At 34.9% G+C, this 15,388-nt stretch carries 17 protein-coding genes and 1 pseudogene; 8 read left to right on the plus strand and 10 right to left on the minus strand.

Annotated features, from left to right (window positions below; all coding sequences use genetic code 11):
- Nucleotides 1-8: 8 nt before the first annotated feature.
- Genes purF through AAGD72_RS00525 form a run of 3 tightly spaced genes read right to left on the minus strand, consistent with a single transcriptional unit; the run spans nucleotide 9 to nucleotide 4,043 of the window.
- Nucleotides 9-1,394 carry an amidophosphoribosyltransferase gene (gene purF, locus AAGD72_RS00515; protein ID WP_341814869.1) on the minus strand — a complete coding sequence of 462 codons (1,386 nt, stop codon included), beginning with the start codon at nucleotides 1,392-1,394 and terminating at the stop codon, nucleotides 9-11.
- 25 nt (nucleotides 1,395-1,419) lie between these two features.
- A complete protein-coding gene (gene rodA, locus AAGD72_RS00520; protein ID WP_341814870.1) occupies nucleotides 1,420-2,523 on the minus strand; it encodes a rod shape-determining protein RodA in 1,104 nt (367 codons plus the stop codon).
- 53 nt (nucleotides 2,524-2,576) lie between these two features.
- Entirely contained in the window at nucleotides 2,577-4,043 is a 1,467-nt protein-coding gene (locus tag AAGD72_RS00525) for a proton-conducting transporter membrane subunit (RefSeq protein WP_341814871.1), read from the minus strand.
- Between the two features lie 64 nt (nucleotides 4,044-4,107).
- Between AAGD72_RS00525 and AAGD72_RS00530 the strand changes: the two genes are divergently transcribed.
- The 3 genes from AAGD72_RS00530 to virB9 all read left to right on the plus strand — a co-directional run bounded on the left by AAGD72_RS00530 (nucleotide 4,108) and on the right by virB9 (nucleotide 5,848).
- Entirely contained in the window at nucleotides 4,108-4,422 is a 315-nt protein-coding gene (locus AAGD72_RS00530) for an NADH-ubiquinone oxidoreductase subunit NDUFA12 family protein (RefSeq protein ID WP_341814872.1), read from the plus strand.
- Between the two features lie 2 nt (nucleotides 4,423-4,424).
- The gene (mlaD, locus tag AAGD72_RS00535) at nucleotides 4,425-4,880 is read left to right on the plus strand and encodes an outer membrane lipid asymmetry maintenance protein MlaD (RefSeq protein ID WP_007548591.1); all 456 of its coding nucleotides are present in this window, start codon (nucleotides 4,425-4,427) and stop codon (nucleotides 4,878-4,880) included.
- A 185-nt stretch (nucleotides 4,881-5,065) separates the two neighbouring features.
- Nucleotides 5,066-5,848, plus strand: a complete 783-nt coding sequence (gene virB9 / locus AAGD72_RS00540) for a P-type conjugative transfer protein VirB9 (RefSeq protein ID WP_015589382.1) — start codon at nucleotides 5,066-5,068, stop codon at nucleotides 5,846-5,848.
- Nucleotides 5,849-5,851: 3 nt separating this feature from the next.
- Here virB9 and AAGD72_RS00545 read toward each other — a convergent pair whose 3' ends face one another.
- The 5 genes from AAGD72_RS00545 to der form a co-directional block, all read right to left on the minus strand.
- Entirely contained in the window at nucleotides 5,852-6,448 is a 597-nt protein-coding gene (locus AAGD72_RS00545; RefSeq protein ID WP_015589381.1) for a ribonuclease HII, read from the minus strand.
- A gap of 6 nt (nucleotides 6,449-6,454) precedes the next feature.
- On the minus strand, nucleotides 6,455-7,435 hold the full coding sequence (gene mraY / locus AAGD72_RS00550) for a phospho-N-acetylmuramoyl-pentapeptide-transferase (RefSeq protein ID WP_151807633.1): 981 nt from the start codon (nucleotides 7,433-7,435) through the stop codon (nucleotides 6,455-6,457).
- 580 nt (nucleotides 7,436-8,015) lie between these two features.
- On the minus strand, nucleotides 8,016-8,558 hold the full coding sequence (locus AAGD72_RS00555) for a demethoxyubiquinone hydroxylase family protein (RefSeq protein WP_006279362.1): 543 nt from the start codon (nucleotides 8,556-8,558) through the stop codon (nucleotides 8,016-8,018).
- On the minus strand, nucleotides 8,533-9,054 hold the full coding sequence (locus AAGD72_RS00560; RefSeq protein WP_015589379.1) for a disulfide bond formation protein B: 522 nt from the start codon (nucleotides 9,052-9,054) through the stop codon (nucleotides 8,533-8,535). The genes AAGD72_RS00555 and AAGD72_RS00560 overlap by 26 nt, the downstream gene beginning before the upstream one ends.
- Nucleotides 9,051-10,376 carry a ribosome biogenesis GTPase Der gene (der, locus tag AAGD72_RS00565; protein WP_012673406.1) on the minus strand — a complete coding sequence of 442 codons (1,326 nt, stop codon included), beginning with the start codon at nucleotides 10,374-10,376 and terminating at the stop codon, nucleotides 9,051-9,053. Before der ends, AAGD72_RS00560 begins: the two co-directional genes overlap by 4 nt.
- Before the next feature lie 131 nt (nucleotides 10,377-10,507).
- On the opposite strand from der, the gene AAGD72_RS00570 reads away from it, so the two are divergent.
- Nucleotides 10,508-10,717 carry a hypothetical protein gene (locus tag AAGD72_RS00570; protein WP_015589377.1) on the plus strand — a complete coding sequence of 70 codons (210 nt, stop codon included), beginning with the start codon at nucleotides 10,508-10,510 and terminating at the stop codon, nucleotides 10,715-10,717.
- Nucleotides 10,718-10,726: 9 nt separating this feature from the next.
- Here the strand turns inward: AAGD72_RS00570 and AAGD72_RS00575 are convergent.
- A pseudogene (locus tag AAGD72_RS00575) lies at nucleotides 10,727-11,428 on the minus strand (IS4 family transposase); the annotation flags it as partial.
- Nucleotides 11,429-11,435: 7 nt separating this feature from the next.
- Nucleotides 11,436-12,225 (minus strand): IS5 family transposase gene (locus tag AAGD72_RS00580; RefSeq protein WP_341814578.1). Its coding sequence is split into 2 segments (ribosomal slippage): nucleotides 11,436-11,963 and nucleotides 11,965-12,225, totalling 789 coding nucleotides; the frame shifts between segments, so codons are not numbered across the junction.
- 512 nt (nucleotides 12,226-12,737) lie between these two features.
- Here AAGD72_RS00580 and AAGD72_RS00585 point away from each other — a divergent pair.
- The 4 genes from AAGD72_RS00585 to AAGD72_RS00600 all read left to right on the plus strand — a co-directional run bounded on the left by AAGD72_RS00585 (nucleotide 12,738) and on the right by AAGD72_RS00600 (nucleotide 15,268).
- Entirely contained in the window at nucleotides 12,738-13,613 is an 876-nt protein-coding gene (locus tag AAGD72_RS00585) for a tetratricopeptide repeat protein (protein ID WP_341814873.1), read from the plus strand.
- Between the two features lie 714 nt (nucleotides 13,614-14,327).
- Complete coding sequence (locus AAGD72_RS00590; RefSeq protein ID WP_007548762.1) at nucleotides 14,328-14,657, plus strand: transposase; 330 nt, start codon at nucleotides 14,328-14,330, stop codon at nucleotides 14,655-14,657.
- Nucleotides 14,641-14,841: a hypothetical protein gene (locus AAGD72_RS00595; protein WP_010082383.1), complete on the plus strand. Its 201-nt coding sequence runs from the start codon at nucleotides 14,641-14,643 to the stop codon at nucleotides 14,839-14,841. The genes AAGD72_RS00590 and AAGD72_RS00595 overlap by 17 nt, the downstream gene beginning before the upstream one ends.
- Before the next feature lie 19 nt (nucleotides 14,842-14,860).
- Nucleotides 14,861-15,268 carry a transposase gene (locus AAGD72_RS00600; RefSeq protein WP_341814874.1) on the plus strand — a complete coding sequence of 136 codons (408 nt, stop codon included), beginning with the start codon at nucleotides 14,861-14,863 and terminating at the stop codon, nucleotides 15,266-15,268.
- Nucleotides 15,269-15,388: the final 120 nt, after the last annotated feature.

Genomic DNA, 15,388 nt, shown 5'->3' on the forward strand with positions numbered 1-15,388 from the left:
TGCGTAGACTATTTGCCAATCGGATAATCACCAGTGAAACAAGCATCACAATATTGTGGCGTAGCATTGTTACGCTTTTCTGCTTTAACAGCCTGATATAGTCCATCAATACTCAAGAAGGCTAGGCTATCTACTCCTATAACTTCCTTAATTTCCTCTACAGATTTATTTGCAGCAATTAAATCTTTGCACTCTGGCGTATCTATTCCATAAAAACAAGAATGCTTAATTGGTGGGCTTGAAATTTTGAGGTGAATCTCTTTTACTCCTGCATCCTTTAGCATAACTATTATATTTGTTAACGTACTACCACGCACTATACTATCATCTATTAAAATTATGTTTTTACCTTTCAAAGTGTGCTTATTAGCATTGAATTTTAATTTTATTCTAACTTTACGTACTTCAGCGGTTGGTTGTATAAAAGTTCTTCCTATGTAATGATTACGAATTATTCCCAGTTCCATAGGTAATCCTGAATGCTTTGCATATCCAATAGCTGCAGGTATTCCAGAATCAGGTATTGGTACAACCATATCTACATTGTTTTTTGGTGGGCTCTCTTCTGCAAGTATTCTTCCTATTTCTTTTCTTGTATCGTATATAGACCTATTCTCCATTATGCTGTCTGGTCTTGAAAAATAAACGTATTCAAAAATACAAAAACTTGATTTTTGCTGTGGGAAAGGAAACATTGAGGCTAGCTTACTACCCGAACTGATGGTAACTAATTCGCCTGGTTCTATTTCTCTAACAAACTCTGCATTTATTATATCAAGAGCACAAGTTTCAGATGCAAGAACGTAAGAACCGTTTAACTTTCCTAAAACAAGAGGCCTGATTCCAGACGGATCACGTACTCCAATAACTACTTCTTGATTGATTGCCACAAAAGAATAAGCACCTTGTATTTGCTTTAATGCATATATAAAACTCTCTAAGAAGCTATCTTTTTCACCGCTTGCTGTCAGATGCACTACTACTTCTGTATCAATATCTGACTGAAAAACGCACTCTTGTTTAATTAATTGTTTGCGTATCGGAGAAATATTAATTAAATTACCATTATGTGCTATGGCAAAATCCCCAAATTTGCCACTTTTGCCAAACATGGGCTGCACTCCAAATTTACTACCACTTGTTGAGTATCGAACATGACCTATTGCACAATCCCCAGGTAAGGATTTCTTTATTTCATCTATATCATCAAATACGCTGCTCACTTGACCTTGAAAGTGATAAGAGTGCAGCTTATCGTTGTTACTGGTTACTACGCCAAAAGACTCTTGACCTCTATGCTGCAAAGCGTGGAGAGCAAGTATAGAGTTAAAAGCAGCACTTTGGTTGCAACTTATGCCAAATACCCCACATTCCTCACGCATTTCATCTAGCATAAAAACTATTAAGTAAAGTTTAATTTTACTTTAGCATAGGTAAAATACAAGCATTTTGTTGTTCATCTGCTTTTATTGCCAGCAATAATCCTATGCATATCAAGCTTGCAGCAGTTGTACTTCCTCCATAGGAAAGAAATGGCAGTGGATCGCCTATCACAGGCAAGAGGCCTATTGACATTCCAATGTTTACAAAAAAATGAGCGCTAAAAAAGGCGAAAATGCCGATAGATACCGACTTAGAAAAATAATTTTTCGACCTATAAGCGATAGAGAAAATTACTCCAAGTAATGAGGTATAAAGCAAAATTAAAGCCATGCTACCTAAAAAGCCCCATTCCTCACTCAGCACTGCAAAAGCAAAATCTGTACGTTTCTCCGGCAAAAATCCAAGTTGAGTTTGACTTCCGTTAACAAAGCCCTTACCAAGCAAACCTCCTGAACCAATAGCTATTTGAGATTGCTGCGCATTATAACCTATTCCAAGTGGATCCACTGATGAATCCAAAAATGACAATATCCTTTGCTTGTGATAAGGACGTAAAAAAGGCCAAATAGCCGGTACTGCAAAAATGCCAAGAGTTCCACATATTACTGAATGAGATCTTTTTATTATTGTTGTGAATATAATTGATATCCCTATAAATAACATTATCATAGCTGTGCCTAAATTAGGTTGCTTTAACACCAAGAACACGGGTAAGAAAATAATTATAAGTGCCTTAAGCAATCTTTTAAATTCCATCATTTTATATACACTCTGCTTATCAAAATAGCGAGCAAGCGCAAGTATTAAGCCTACTTTTGCAAATTCTGATGGCTGCAAACTAATTGATCCAATTCTTATCCACCTTGTTGCACCCATTATGTGTGAGCCAAAAAAATTTACTGCTAATAGTGAAATCGCTGCTGCTATATAAAAAAAGTAGGCGTACTTCAAATAAAAATCTAGCTCTATGAATGACATAGCTATAGCGAGTAGGAAAAAGAAGGAAAATATGACCAGTTGGTGAATCGCAAATGGCACCCACTTTCCTCCAGCAGAAGAGTATTGAACAACAATGCCAACGCAAAACAGCGCTATCACGTTAATGACTAATAACCAATGAATCTTCTTCAGCCTACCCACAATAAAGACCTTATAACCTTAAAGTATAGTAAAATATGAAACAAAGATAAAAATCAAAAAACCAACTTCTCAACTACTAACCGAATTGGAGTGCTATATATTCCAGTTACTACTGTTAAAGCTGCCATAAACAATAGACAGAAAAGCATAGGAAATGGCACATCATTAATTTTGCCTAGTGTCATTCTAGTGCGTGACGTTGCATCATTTTCAAAATACATTTTCTCTACCATCTTCCACATGTATATTAGTGCAAGAAAAGAACCGGCAGCAAAAGCTATCAGGGAAATCCACGCGCGAGATTCGATAATTGCTTTCATTATATACCACTTGCTTACAAAGCCATTTGTTAAAGGCACACCGATTAATGCTAAACTGAGTAGAGTGAACGCAAGTGCTGTATAAGGCATTGATTTCTTGAGTCCCGATAAATTCTCTATTTTTGTTGTATCAAATTTGTAAGAAATACATCCTGCAGCCATAAATAAAGATGTTTTTATTATGCTGTGGTTTACTATGTGAAGAATTGCTGCAAATACACCTGTTTTTGAGTTAAAACTCAGTGCTAAAATTATATAACCAATTTGGCTAATACTAGAGTGAGCAAGCAGTCTTTTTATGTCTTTTGCGGTTATTGCAAATATCGACCCAAATACAATAGCGCAAAGTGCGAGGATAATTATCACATTGTCCAGTAGCGGCTTAAACAAGAAAAAATTTTGATGAAAAACAGTATAAAAGATTCTGATGAAAACATATATCATCACTTTTGTCACTGTGCCTGAAAAGAATATGCTAATGAAACTTGGCGCCTCACTATATGCATTAACCAGCCACCTGCTTAATGGAAACAGTGCCATTTTGATTGAGAGACCAACAAAAATGAACAACGTGCCAAGTTTTATGATGTTGTTATCGTATAATGGAACTATTCTTTCAGCCATGTCAGACATATTGAGCGTTCCAGTCATTGAATACAAGAGCCCGATGCCAAATAAATAAAATGTTGCACCTATTGTTCCACTAATTAGATATTCAAATGCTGCAACCAAGGCTTTTTTATCCCTTCCCATTGAAACTAATACATAAGAAGAAAGAGATGAAATTTCCAAGAAAACGTAAAGGTTAAATATGTCGTTTGTTACTAGAATCCCGAGCAGTCCGCTTAAGCACAGTAGAAATAGAGAGTAAAAACCAGTGATTTTGTTTTTGCTAATCTCTTTTTCGTTAATATAAAAGCTATAAAGCACACTAATCAGCGCTATAAAATTCACTAGGGTTAGAATTAAGGAATTTAACACGTCGATTCTTAACTCTATTCCATACGGAGGAGCCCAATTTCCAAGGTGATAAGTTATAATTTCACCTTTATATGTTTTAATGAGTAGTATTGATGAAATGGTAAGAGTGATTGTTGTTGCAATAAAAGAAATAAACCAAGATACCTTGTGTTTCTTGGCAAGAAAGCAAAACATTGATGCAATTATTGGGATAATAACTTGTAAGATTGGTAATTGCATTAAATTGTTGTTAATATATCGTTAAAGTATTAGTATATATAATACTTTTTGTTTTAATACCCTTATGTTATCTAAAATTTGTAATGCAATAAAACGCCTATTACGAAGAGAAGATAAATTTGTAGGAAGAGATGAAAATGGAAATTCTTACTATGAATCAAGTAAAGGAAAAAGGTGGGTTATGTATAGCAGTGTTTCTGAGCCTACAACAGTGCCTCCGGAATGGCATATATGGCTTCACTATACTGATAATGTAGTACCAGTTAATAATAAAAAAAGAAAAGTAAAACATACTCCTAATTTAACGGGTACAAAAGATGCATACCATCCAAACCAAAAAGTGAAAAATTACTATAAAAGCTGGAGTCCTGATAACTAAAGATGCGAAGGTCAAATATACTTGAAATAACCGCTGGATTATTTGTATTAATTTTTACTATTTTTCTGATTTTCTTTGCTATTGATAAGCTATCTTACATAAAGAAAAACTATAAGGATTGCTATAAAATATATGGTCTTTTTGCTAACGCTAACGGTATAGGAGTTGGTGATAGTGTCAAGATCTCTGGTGTAGATGTTGGAAGCATAACTGGTGTATCACTTGACAAAGCTACCTACGTAGCACGAATCGATATGTGTATAAGCAAAGACATAAAATTGCCAATTGATAGTTCAGCTCTGATCACTAGCAGTGGAGTTGTTGGCAGTAAATTTGTTAATATATCACCTGGATCAGATATTAAACTAATCTTGCATGGTGGTAAAATAGAGTATACTCAAGCTGAAGCAAACATGGGTGGAATAATGGACAGAATTCTTGGTATGTTTACGAAGTGAAAATGGCAGGATTCCAAGTGTACCCGTTCAGGTGAAGCCTCCTGTAGTTCTAAAGTATTTAAGGAGTTTGCCTTATTTCTTGCCTTTTCTACCGCTTGCTTTGGGGTTTATAGTATAGAAAGTGCCTTAACAGTTGCAGTGCATGTCTATTAATGATAAAATGAAGATTAATTCATTTTGATATTATGATTGGTTTACTGTTTGCCGTACTATTGTTCCTCTGTGGTAGTGATGCACTTGCAAAACAGGAGCCACGTTCAATAGCTGGAGATAATCACATAAAGGTAATAAATTATAACCCACAGGCTATACATAAGTATACGGGTTTTTATGGTTATCAGTCCAGTATATTGTTTGAACCAGGGGAGATAATACAAAACCTTTCAATGGGTGATTCAACTGGTTGGCAACTTCTTCCTCAAGGTAACAGATTGTTTATTAAGCCCATAGATGATATTGCTGATACTAATGCAACTATAATTACCAATAAAAGAGTTTATTACTTTGAACTTCATGCTGAAGAAGCAACTGGACTAGATGATCCAAGATTAGCATATGAAGTAAGGTTTCTTTATCCACTATTTAGCAGTGATGAGATTTACACAACAAATAACGGTGATATCTTCGAACAAGCTAGTCATACCATTATTCCTGATATCAATGATATTGAAGTTGTAAAGAAGGGATTAAATTTTAATTATTCCATCTCGCACGTCAAAGGTAGTCAGTCAATAATACCAATTAAGGTTTTTGATGACGGAAAATTTACATATCTACAATTCAATAAAATAAACTCTGATTTTCCGGCAGTTTTTATGGTTGATTCTGCAGGATATGAGTCTTTAGTAAATTTCCGTACAGTTGATAACTACCTGATAATCGAAAGGGTAAGTTCAGTGTTTACCTTAAGGAATGGATCGAGTACAGTTTGCCTATTTAATGAAACCATACCTTTCAAAAAAGGGTAAAGGCTATAATGCCCGAGATATGGGTGCAAAATTTTTTCTATGATGTTCTGTAATTCCATAAAGGCCAATAGCGTTAAGGTGCTCTTTTGTCCCATATCCTTTATTTTTATACCAATTATATTCAGGATGCTTATTGTGCAATTCTTGCATAAGCCGATCTCTCGTAACTTTTGCAACGATTGAAGCTGCTGCAATTGATGTACTCAAATTATCACCATTTACTATGGATTTCACTTGCCATTTCACTTCAGGTGGTTGATTACCATCAACTAGCACATAATCTAATTCTAGGTCCAAGTCTATCAACGCACGTTTCATTGAAAGTTTTGTTGCTTGCAAGATATTGTATGAATTTATTTCTTCTACGCTTGCCATTCCTATACCAAATTTTGCAACGGATATTATTTTTTCATATAGGACTTGCCTACATTGAGGAGTCAACTTTTTCGAGTCGTTGATTCCATCAATAATTGTATTTCTATCAATAAACACTACGGCTGCGGATATTACTGGACCAGCTAGCGGACCTCTTCCAACTTCATCCACTCCTGCTATCACTCCTGATAATTTATTTTCTAATGTAAAGTCTGGGTATTTCATAGGTTTTTATAATAAGAAAGTTATAGTAAAAACTGAACAGATAATAGAAATTATCCAAAATTTCATAACGATTGCATTTTCTGACCATCCCTTCTTCTCAAAGTGATGATGTATTGGTGCCATAAGAAAAACTCTTTTTCCTTCTCCATATTTAAACTTTGTATATTTAAAATATGATATCTGAATAATAACAGATAGAGTCTCTATTACAAAGATTATTCCAATAATGGCAAAAAGCATTTCTCTTTTAATTAGGACACTAGTTAACCCTAAAGCCGCACCTACCGACAAGCTACCAACATCACCCATAAATATTTTTGCTGGATGTGTGTTAAACCACAAGAAACTTAGAATAGCTCCTATAAATGCAATGCAGAATAAAGTAATATTCATATCTGCCTGAGTTATATATGCAATTAGCCCCAAAAAAGCAAAGGAAGTGATAACTTGAGTTGCAGCAAGGCCATCCAAACCATCTGTGAGATTCACAGCATTAGAAGAGCCGACAATTACAAACGCAGCAAACGGAACATATAGATAGCCAAAATCTATTATTACTCCTTTAAATAGGGACGTTTTTGTAAAACATTCAGCAGAGTATAGCTTAAGTATAAACACACCAACCAGAGCAACAATAAACTGAATAAGTATTTTGGTTTTTGCACTTAAACCTCGATAGTGATTTGTCTTCAATTTTAAATAATCATCAATAAATCCAAGTAGAGCAAAAAATAGAGTTATCAATATCAGCAGCAAAATTTCTGGTGTTAACTGAGCCCAGAGTAAAATTGGTAATAAAGAAGAAATCAGTATTATTATTCCGCCCATAGGTGGTACATTCTTTTTTGTTATTAAATGACTTTCTGGTCCACATGATCTAATTGGTTGCCCATCTTTGCTTATTTTTTTTAGAAGCTTTATAAAATAGGGAAAAAGAATAAACCCAAAAACAAATGAGGTAAAAAATACTTTTGTAGCTAAGATCATCTGCTTACTTAAATTGACTAAGTGTCATACCACCTATAGCTAATAAAGTCAACTTCTGTCATCCTATAGCCTGACCCACAACTGTACGAACATTGTGATTTGGGCCCATCAGTAGGGTGTCATCCCAGTCTGGAATCCACAACTGTACGAACGTTGTAGTTTGGACCACCAGTGGGGTGTCATCCCAGTGCCCAGACACTGGTTCTATGCAACTTAATTAAAAACGTTTGTTTTAGTGTAAGACAATTACCTTTAGCTTATCAGCTCAGTTATAAGCAAAATTTCTGGATTCCAGACTGGAATGACACCATTTGCTGTGCAATTTACCTTCAAAAATGAATGTTCGTACAGTTGTGAACCTGTGGCAGGTATTACATAAGAGCATTTCCCTCTTCTAAATTAAAACGCACTTTTGCCTCCTTTGCAGTCTATACTTTAGATGTATTTAATTTACAAATACTAATTATTTATTAATAATGGTGATATGTAAATATAGTTATAAAATAATTGTTACACTTGAATTCCTTCCTGGTTTCTGTTGTTATCAGAACATTTAAAACACTTTAAGAAAGCTGCTTAGTTAAATTAACTTAGACAAGTAAATAGCAGTTTTGCAGCCTGTTTTTATGAATGATGATAAAATGTTGTAGCCAAATGCGCTTTCAGCATTGTGCTGAATTGCAATATCTTTGTGCTCTAACTCCTCGTCGCGAAATTTACTTATAGTTTCTCTTAATTCCCCATCTTCTAAATGTGAAACTTGCTCTTTGTAGTGCTCCCCGATAACTTCTTCAACTGCAGCAGTGCAAGCCATAGCAGCTTTTTTGCCCATAATGGCAGTTGCAACGCCAAGCGACACTCCTAAAACACGCCAAACAGGCAACAAAACAGTAGGACGAACTTTTTGCTCTTTGATTTTCTCATTAAAATAGTGAAAATGCTTTTTTTCCTGCTCTTCCATTTCAATTATTTCATTGATTATAGAAGATTTCTTAAGAATAAATTTTTGACCAGAATAAATGCAAATAGCTCCATATTCTCCAGCGTGATCTACTCTAATTGCCTGTTGCAAGAACTGATTGTTGCTGTACCTTAAATTATTTAGATTTCTTTCTTTCTCCACAATACACCTTACCTGATACGAACAGAGCTACTATGAGATAAATTAGATTCCATGTTGCTAAGGAAACACCTAGAACGTAATGAGGTCTGTCACAAGATGGAGAGTAATTAGGATTTAGTAGATTATTTCTGAGCTCTTCTATACTAACGTTACCACTTGCTTGCTCTGTACAACCTAAAACATCATGAAATAAGTGGAGTTCAAGACCTATATGATAAAAAGATATTACTGCACCTATGAGGTAGCTGCAAAACATTGCATAGATTAGAATTTTGTTGTCTTTAAGCATGCACGCTACTGCAAGTAATCCGGCGATATAGTAAACTATTCGCTCGTATGTACATAACTTGCATGGCAGCATGTTGAAAAAATATTCTAGCACATATGCAAAAATTAGAGCAGCGGCACTCGACAGCAGAAAGATTGCAGGAATTCTGGAATTATTACACATAACTTTAAGTAAATTATCCCTGAAAGTATAAAGCAGAGTATTCATTTTACATAGGGATTTTTATTTTTTTTCAAAAGCAATCTAACTGGCACACCGTCTGCAAAGAAATTTTTTCTGAGATCGTTAATTAAATAGCGTTTGTAACTTTCATCAACACTTTCAGGTATGTTACATATCAAAGAAAAAGCTGGAGGTTTAGTACCAATTTGAGCGATATACTTCATTTTAACTGCTTTGCCTTTTACAAGAGGGTGAGAATGTTTTCCTACAGCATCTATGAGCCACTTATTCAGTTTTGCAGTGCTGATCTTCTTGTTCAAGGATTCACTCACTTCAAGACACTTATCTATCACATCACCGCAGCGCATGCCTTTTAACGCAGAAATTGTTATAGTTGGCACTTCCAAGAATAACCTGGTTACTTCCTGTTGTTTGACAAATTTTATTAACCTGCTTCTGTCATCCTTACCTATTAAATCCCACTTATTTAAAACAACAATAATCCCTTTCCCTCCCTTAATTGCAGCTTCACCAATTGATAAATCCTGCTGCTCAATACCAACTAGGGAGTCTAGCATTAAAACTACCACATGAGAGCGCTTGATTGATTCCATGCTTTTCTCAACAAATCTTGATTCTAAGCCATCTACAACATTCGCCTTTCTGCGGATTCCGGCAGTGTCAATTAGAGTAATTAACTCTCCATCATGATCATATGTAATATCCACAGAATCACGTGTGGTACCTGGCTCTGAACTTGTTATTAGTCTGTTTTCTGCAAGTAAACCATTTAAAAAAGTTGATTTTCCAACATTCGGACGGCCGATGATCGCGATCCTCAGCCTACTCAGTTCATTGTTAGGTAACTCAGTGTTCTCGTTAAAATTTTCAATAACACCAGCTAATGCATCATAAAGATCAACCATGCCAAGATTATGCTCGGCAGAGATATACACCGGGCCAAGAAAATCAAAAAACTGCAAATAATCAACATTTTCGGATTTATGACTCTCGCATTTATTTGCTATCAGTATCACAGGTTTATTTATTTTTCTCTTCAGCCACTTTGCAAACTCTTTATTTCGCTCATTTTGCACTTTTGCGTCAACAAGAAAGAAAATTATGTTTGAACTGGATAAAGAAAACTCTATTTGCTCAATAACTTGCAGTGAAAAACTAGTTTGGTCGTTCCATCCTCCTGTATCTATAACTTTAAACTCCAAATCGCTAATTCTCCCCATTCCCTCTCGCCTATCCCTTGTCACTCCTGGAATGTTACTCACTACTGCTGCTTTTCTTCCTACTAATCTGTTGAATAGGGTCGATTTTCCAGCATTTGGTAGGCCTACTATGGCGATTTTTAGCATAATTCAAGGGCATGTTCTATATGAAGTAAATTATAACCGAAACTTTTCAATTTAACTATTGACTTCGTAGATTATATAAGCATACTACAGTTAGAATTTTTTTATTTCGTTATGTAAAATATGAGGTAGTTATGCTAGTGTCAGAGCAAATAGAGAGTGTAGATAGAGAAGAATTAAAGCAACAAAATCATATACATAAAGATACAGAGTGTTCGGAAGAGACGACAATATATGGGCATATTAATCAACATATGGAAAAAAACATCTCAAATACATTGCATGAAATATATGATGCTCTTATGTCATATAACGAATCGGAACAGTCAATGACGTCAACTTAAGAACTTTCATTAGCAAACTCTCCTAAAGACATGATGGCGTTTAGGCTTATCTACTTTATTGCGGCTGTCCCGGTCGGATTTTAACTTTAGCGCGTATACTTAAAAAGGGCTTGAAAGTTTTTTGGCGCAATAAGTACCTGATAGAGTTTCTGCCTCATTACACCAAATAAAACTGAAAAATTTAAACGATACTCAGTAATTTGATCTGGGTTCCAGGGCCCTTGTGCATCACACATATGAAGCGATAATATATTGCACATGACCAAGTTTGCCCAAAATTCTTGTAATACAGCCTCTCCAGAAAAATTCTCTAACTCTGCTCCTACTTTGAGTCGTTTATAGCACTCCTCTATGTGTCACCTTAACACATAAGCTTTGCTCCAAAGTCTCGGTCAAAAACTCTGTTTCTCAGTTAGCTAATGTCAGCACTATAACTCTTACTTTCTGTCCTTTCATTTTATTTTTTAGCTTTTCATTTTCTAATATAAAATCAAAATCTAATTCGCCAGCGTTCCCATAGCTTACTATAATTTCTTTTTTGCAAGCGAAAAATAAAATCTACTTCCAAATCATAATGCTGCTGAATGAATTTTACTGAAGACGATCATAGATAAATAATAATTTCTCTTGATTTAATAAACGCATTTGAGTGATAACTTCGGGTAATTGCTCTGCCGCCAACGTTTGTTCACCTATATTCCAAGCTGTAAGAACCTGTTTAAAATCTTCGTAATAGGAGAGAAATGAAGGAAAGGACAATCATTTGCAAGCTGGTATTGAGTTTACGTTCGCAATTTTTCCATAGCCGTCTACACTTTTCTAACCAAGCAAAAGAACGCTCAACAACCCATCTCTTTGGCAATACAACAAAAGAATGTAATTCACTGCGCTTTATTACCTCAACAGTTGCACCAATAATATCTTTTATTTGGGTTGCAAAAATTTTTCCTGTGTAGCCTGCATCAACCAATATATTTTTGACTTCAGAAAGGGTATCTTTAGCATTTTCAACCATTCTTACAGCGCTACTACGATCAGTTACTTCTGCTGTTGTTACATAAATTGCATGTGGTAGACCTTGAGTATCAACTGCAATATGACGCTTTATGCCTGAAATCTTTTTACCTGCATCATAGCCCTTTTTTTCAGCAGTATCTGTGTTTTTAACACTTTGAGCATCAATTATACAGAAGCTAGTTTTCTCTTTCCGACCATTGTTGATACGGATCTCTCCAACCAATTTTTTTTAAAACTAATTCCAACAAACTTGGTTCTTCTCCATTCTTTTTATTCCACATTTGAAAATAGTAATATACGCTTTCCCACCTTGGAAAATCTTTTGGCAACATTCTCCACTGGCAACCACTTTTTAGGACGTATAACACTGTACGAAATACATCATACAAATCAAGTTTTCTTGGTCTCGTTTTCTTCCTGCTACTCTCTAGTATTGGTCTGATTTTTTCAAATTGCTCTCGACTTATATCACTTGGATAATTTTTACGCATAGATATACCTCATTCTTAATCTACCACTATTTTACCTCATCTCTCCGAGATTTTAAACAGGTTCTAAGAGATACCGCGAATGAATCGCGGTATGACGTAGGATTGCTGTCATCCCGCTACGTGTTAGCGGGATCTCTTGTTAGTGGATGAGATACCGCGGCGGTATGACGAGGGAGAACAGTTGCCACTTGTTAGCGGCTGAGATACCGCGGCAGTATGACGGTTAAGTAGGGTGTCATCCCAGTGTCAGCTACTCGGATGACAAAAAAAGGATGCTACTGGAATGACAGGAGAAGAAGGCTACTTAGATGGCAGGGAGGGGCTACTTGAATGACGGTGTAGGTAAACTTAGAACTATTTGCCTTTTTTCTACTTAAGTTTGGATTATGCAAGAAGTCTAATGAAGCGAAATATGGAAGACAAAAGATAAGTGCATTCTACGCAGCATCGCTAATTAATAATATCTTTATTGTTGTATGAGATAGGTAATTTAGCATTTATGAATTTGTAATGTGTTACGCATAGCTCAAAGAAATAAGGTTTACTGGTTACACGCTGCAGCCAATGCCACAACACTAGGACCTATGTTTATCTGCATGTTAATTTGTGTTGTGATTTTATGGAGGTCTTCTGTTACCTATGCTAGTGAAAATTTGGAGATACAGAAGGCCTTTGATAGTGTTGTCAAGCATATAAAAGCTGATAAAAAATATAAAGATCTTGATGTTATTGAGAGAAAAAGTGATAAATTTAATATCAAAATTGCGCAGAATTCTGGCAAGAGTTTTGACATATACTCTACTTTAAAAAAAGCAAAAGATTCCTTTGAGTTAGGAGATAATGAAACAGCTATTTCTCTCCTTAATCAGATCATTGCAAAGTTTCCTTATCATAAAAATGCTTTAATTGGATTGGGAAATATTTATTACGCTAATAAAGAATACAAAAAAGCTGTAGAGATTTACACAAGACTGTTAAAAGAACACCCTAGTAACCCTTACATATTAAAAAATTTTCTGACGATAATCTCACAATATGATCCTGATCTGGCGTTGAGTGAAATGTTAAAATTGTATGATATACATAAAAATTATGCTCCTTTATTAGCAAATTTAGGTCTGATCTATATGAAAAAGGAGGATTATGTAAAAGGTAAAGAGTATATGATAACTGCTATTTCCCTCGATGAAAACAATATTTTTTATACTTATAATTTAGCTGTTATTCTAGATAAACTTTCAGATTTTCAAAATGCTACAATATTCTACTTAAAGTTGTTAAACATGGCTACAACTTCGAAAGATGTGAGTGAAAAAATACCTTTATACAAAGTGACAGCAAGACTAAAATTTATAAAACTTCACAGCACGCACCCAAAGATTTCATAAAAGCTTATAGCTTACCTAAAGCTAATTTATCGTATCTGTTCAAGGGAGTGGCTAATGTGCAAATATTGAAGCAAAGTGTGTGACACACAGCTGTACGAACATTTGTTTGCAAAGGTAATTTGCACAACAAATGCATAACTGTACGAACATTGTGATTTGGGCCCATCAGTAGGGTGTCATCCCAGTGCTTGACACTGGGATGGCTTTGTTGCATCGCTACTTATGAAAGGCTAACTATAATTAGGATTATAAGCAACCTATTGAAAATCTTGTTTTTTTGCAATCAATCTGATCAAATTTAAGAATAGTAATTTATTATTTATATTAATAAATTTAATTCTATTGAAAATAGCTAAAGCATTGAAATTCTTGAATTTTAGCCAGATTAGTGAGTGGTAGTGAAATTTCTTTTACTCAAATTTAGGTATTCACTGACCGTTCTTGTTATAAATACCAGAATAATAAGCTACTGATATTCCCTATCTTTTTTATCTTTAATCCATCATAGCTAGCGATGCAACAAAGCCCACTGGGATCCAGGAATTTTATTAAGTTGGCGAGCATAAAAATAGCTGTTTTATGTAAAAATACAATGTTTTAATGATTATGAAAAAGCTGGATTCCAGTGGGCTTTGTTGCATAGCAACTGAAAAAATCTGGTGGCTACTGACAAAATTCATTATAAAATAGCGATTTAACTGTTGAAGAAAAAATATGCCACAAAAAATGAGGGTCAGTAACCATAGCGAATATAACAAATTTCTGGAAAAAAGAGGAAATATTTTTCATTATATCAACGAAGCCATAGAAAAGTGGTACGAGAATGGTCCAAAAATACCAGGTGGCAACAATATTTATAGCGATAAAGTTGTAATTTTGGTGCACATAATAACTTGTTTATTTAGAATAGGCCTGAGGCAAACAGTTGGGTTTATAGCAGGATACCTTGAGCAAATTGGGAAAAATTTGCAAGTTATCAGCTATTCACAATCATCAAGAAGGTTTAAGAAACTCAATATTAAGATCAATGATTGCAGAAAATAATATGGAAGATATCGAAATTGCTATAGACAGTACAGGAATTAGTATATACAACAACACTCCTGGTCATAGCAAAGAAAATAGCGAAGATAGAAAGTATCGCAGCTATGAACAGACAAGAAAATTGCATGTAATGTTGAATACAAACAGCAAAAAAGCCATAGCTGTAAAATACAGTAACGGCTGATCACTATGGAGCTTGTGATTTGCTAAAAGAAGTCGATTTTCAGTATGTCATAAAAGTACTATATGCAGATAGGGCATATGACAGAGAAAAGCTCTATAAGCTGTGTAATCAATATGGTATAAAAACGAAAATTCCTCCGAAAAACAACGCAGCAGAGCATCCAAAGTTAGACTATATGGCTGAGAGAAATTCTGCAGTCAAGCTCATAAAGTCATATGATAAAGATGGTATAAAGAAGTGGAAAAAAGAGATGAGTTATGGAAAAAGATCTTATATAGAAAGTTTTTTCTCGCGACTGAAACAAACATTTGGATTTAGTTTTAGGAATAAATCTGAGACAAATAGAGAGAAGGAACTACTTGTTAAATGCTATTTGCTCAATAAGTTCACTGATATTGGTATGGCTAAATTTGAGATAGCTTCATAAATTTATTGTGCGTTACCTACTATCCGAAGAGCGATGCAACAAAGCCATTCCAGTGTCAAGCACTGGAATGACACCATTCTTTTTTCTGGATCCCAGTGGGCTTTGTTGCATAGCAACTGA

The sequence above is a fragment of the Wolbachia endosymbiont (group A) of Chalcis sispes genome, assembly GCF_964026765.1.
In the GTDB taxonomy this organism is placed as follows: domain Bacteria; phylum Pseudomonadota; class Alphaproteobacteria; order Rickettsiales; family Anaplasmataceae; genus Wolbachia; species Wolbachia pipientis.

Coding starts and splice junctions, on each gene's coding strand:
- AAGD72_RS00570 (WP_015589377.1), top strand. CDS start 10,508: ATGCTAGTGTCAGAGCAAATAGAGAGTGTAGATAGAGAAGAATTAAAG.
- AAGD72_RS00530 (WP_341814872.1), top strand. CDS start 4,108: ATGTTATCTAAAATTTGTAATGCAATAAAACGCCTATTACGAAGAGAA.
- AAGD72_RS00560 (WP_015589379.1), bottom strand. CDS start 9,054: ATGAATACTCTGCTTTATACTTTCAGGGATAATTTACTTAAAGTTATG.
- mlaD (WP_007548591.1), top strand. CDS start 4,425: ATGCGAAGGTCAAATATACTTGAAATAACCGCTGGATTATTTGTATTA.
- AAGD72_RS00545 (WP_015589381.1), bottom strand. CDS start 6,448: ATGAAATACCCAGACTTTACATTAGAAAATAAATTATCAGGAGTGATA.
- purF (WP_341814869.1), bottom strand. CDS start 1,394: ATGCTAGATGAAATGCGTGAGGAATGTGGGGTATTTGGCATAAGTTGC.
- virB9 (WP_015589382.1), top strand. CDS start 5,066: ATGATTGGTTTACTGTTTGCCGTACTATTGTTCCTCTGTGGTAGTGAT.
- mraY (WP_151807633.1), bottom strand. CDS start 7,435: ATGATCTTAGCTACAAAAGTATTTTTTACCTCATTTGTTTTTGGGTTT.
- AAGD72_RS00525 (WP_341814871.1), bottom strand. CDS start 4,043: ATGCAATTACCAATCTTACAAGTTATTATCCCAATAATTGCATCAATG.
- AAGD72_RS00595 (WP_010082383.1), top strand. CDS start 14,641: ATGATTGCAGAAAATAATATGGAAGATATCGAAATTGCTATAGACAGT.
- AAGD72_RS00590 (WP_007548762.1), top strand. CDS start 14,328: ATGCCACAAAAAATGAGGGTCAGTAACCATAGCGAATATAACAAATTT.
- der (WP_012673406.1), bottom strand. CDS start 10,376: ATGCTAAAAATCGCCATAGTAGGCCTACCAAATGCTGGAAAATCGACC.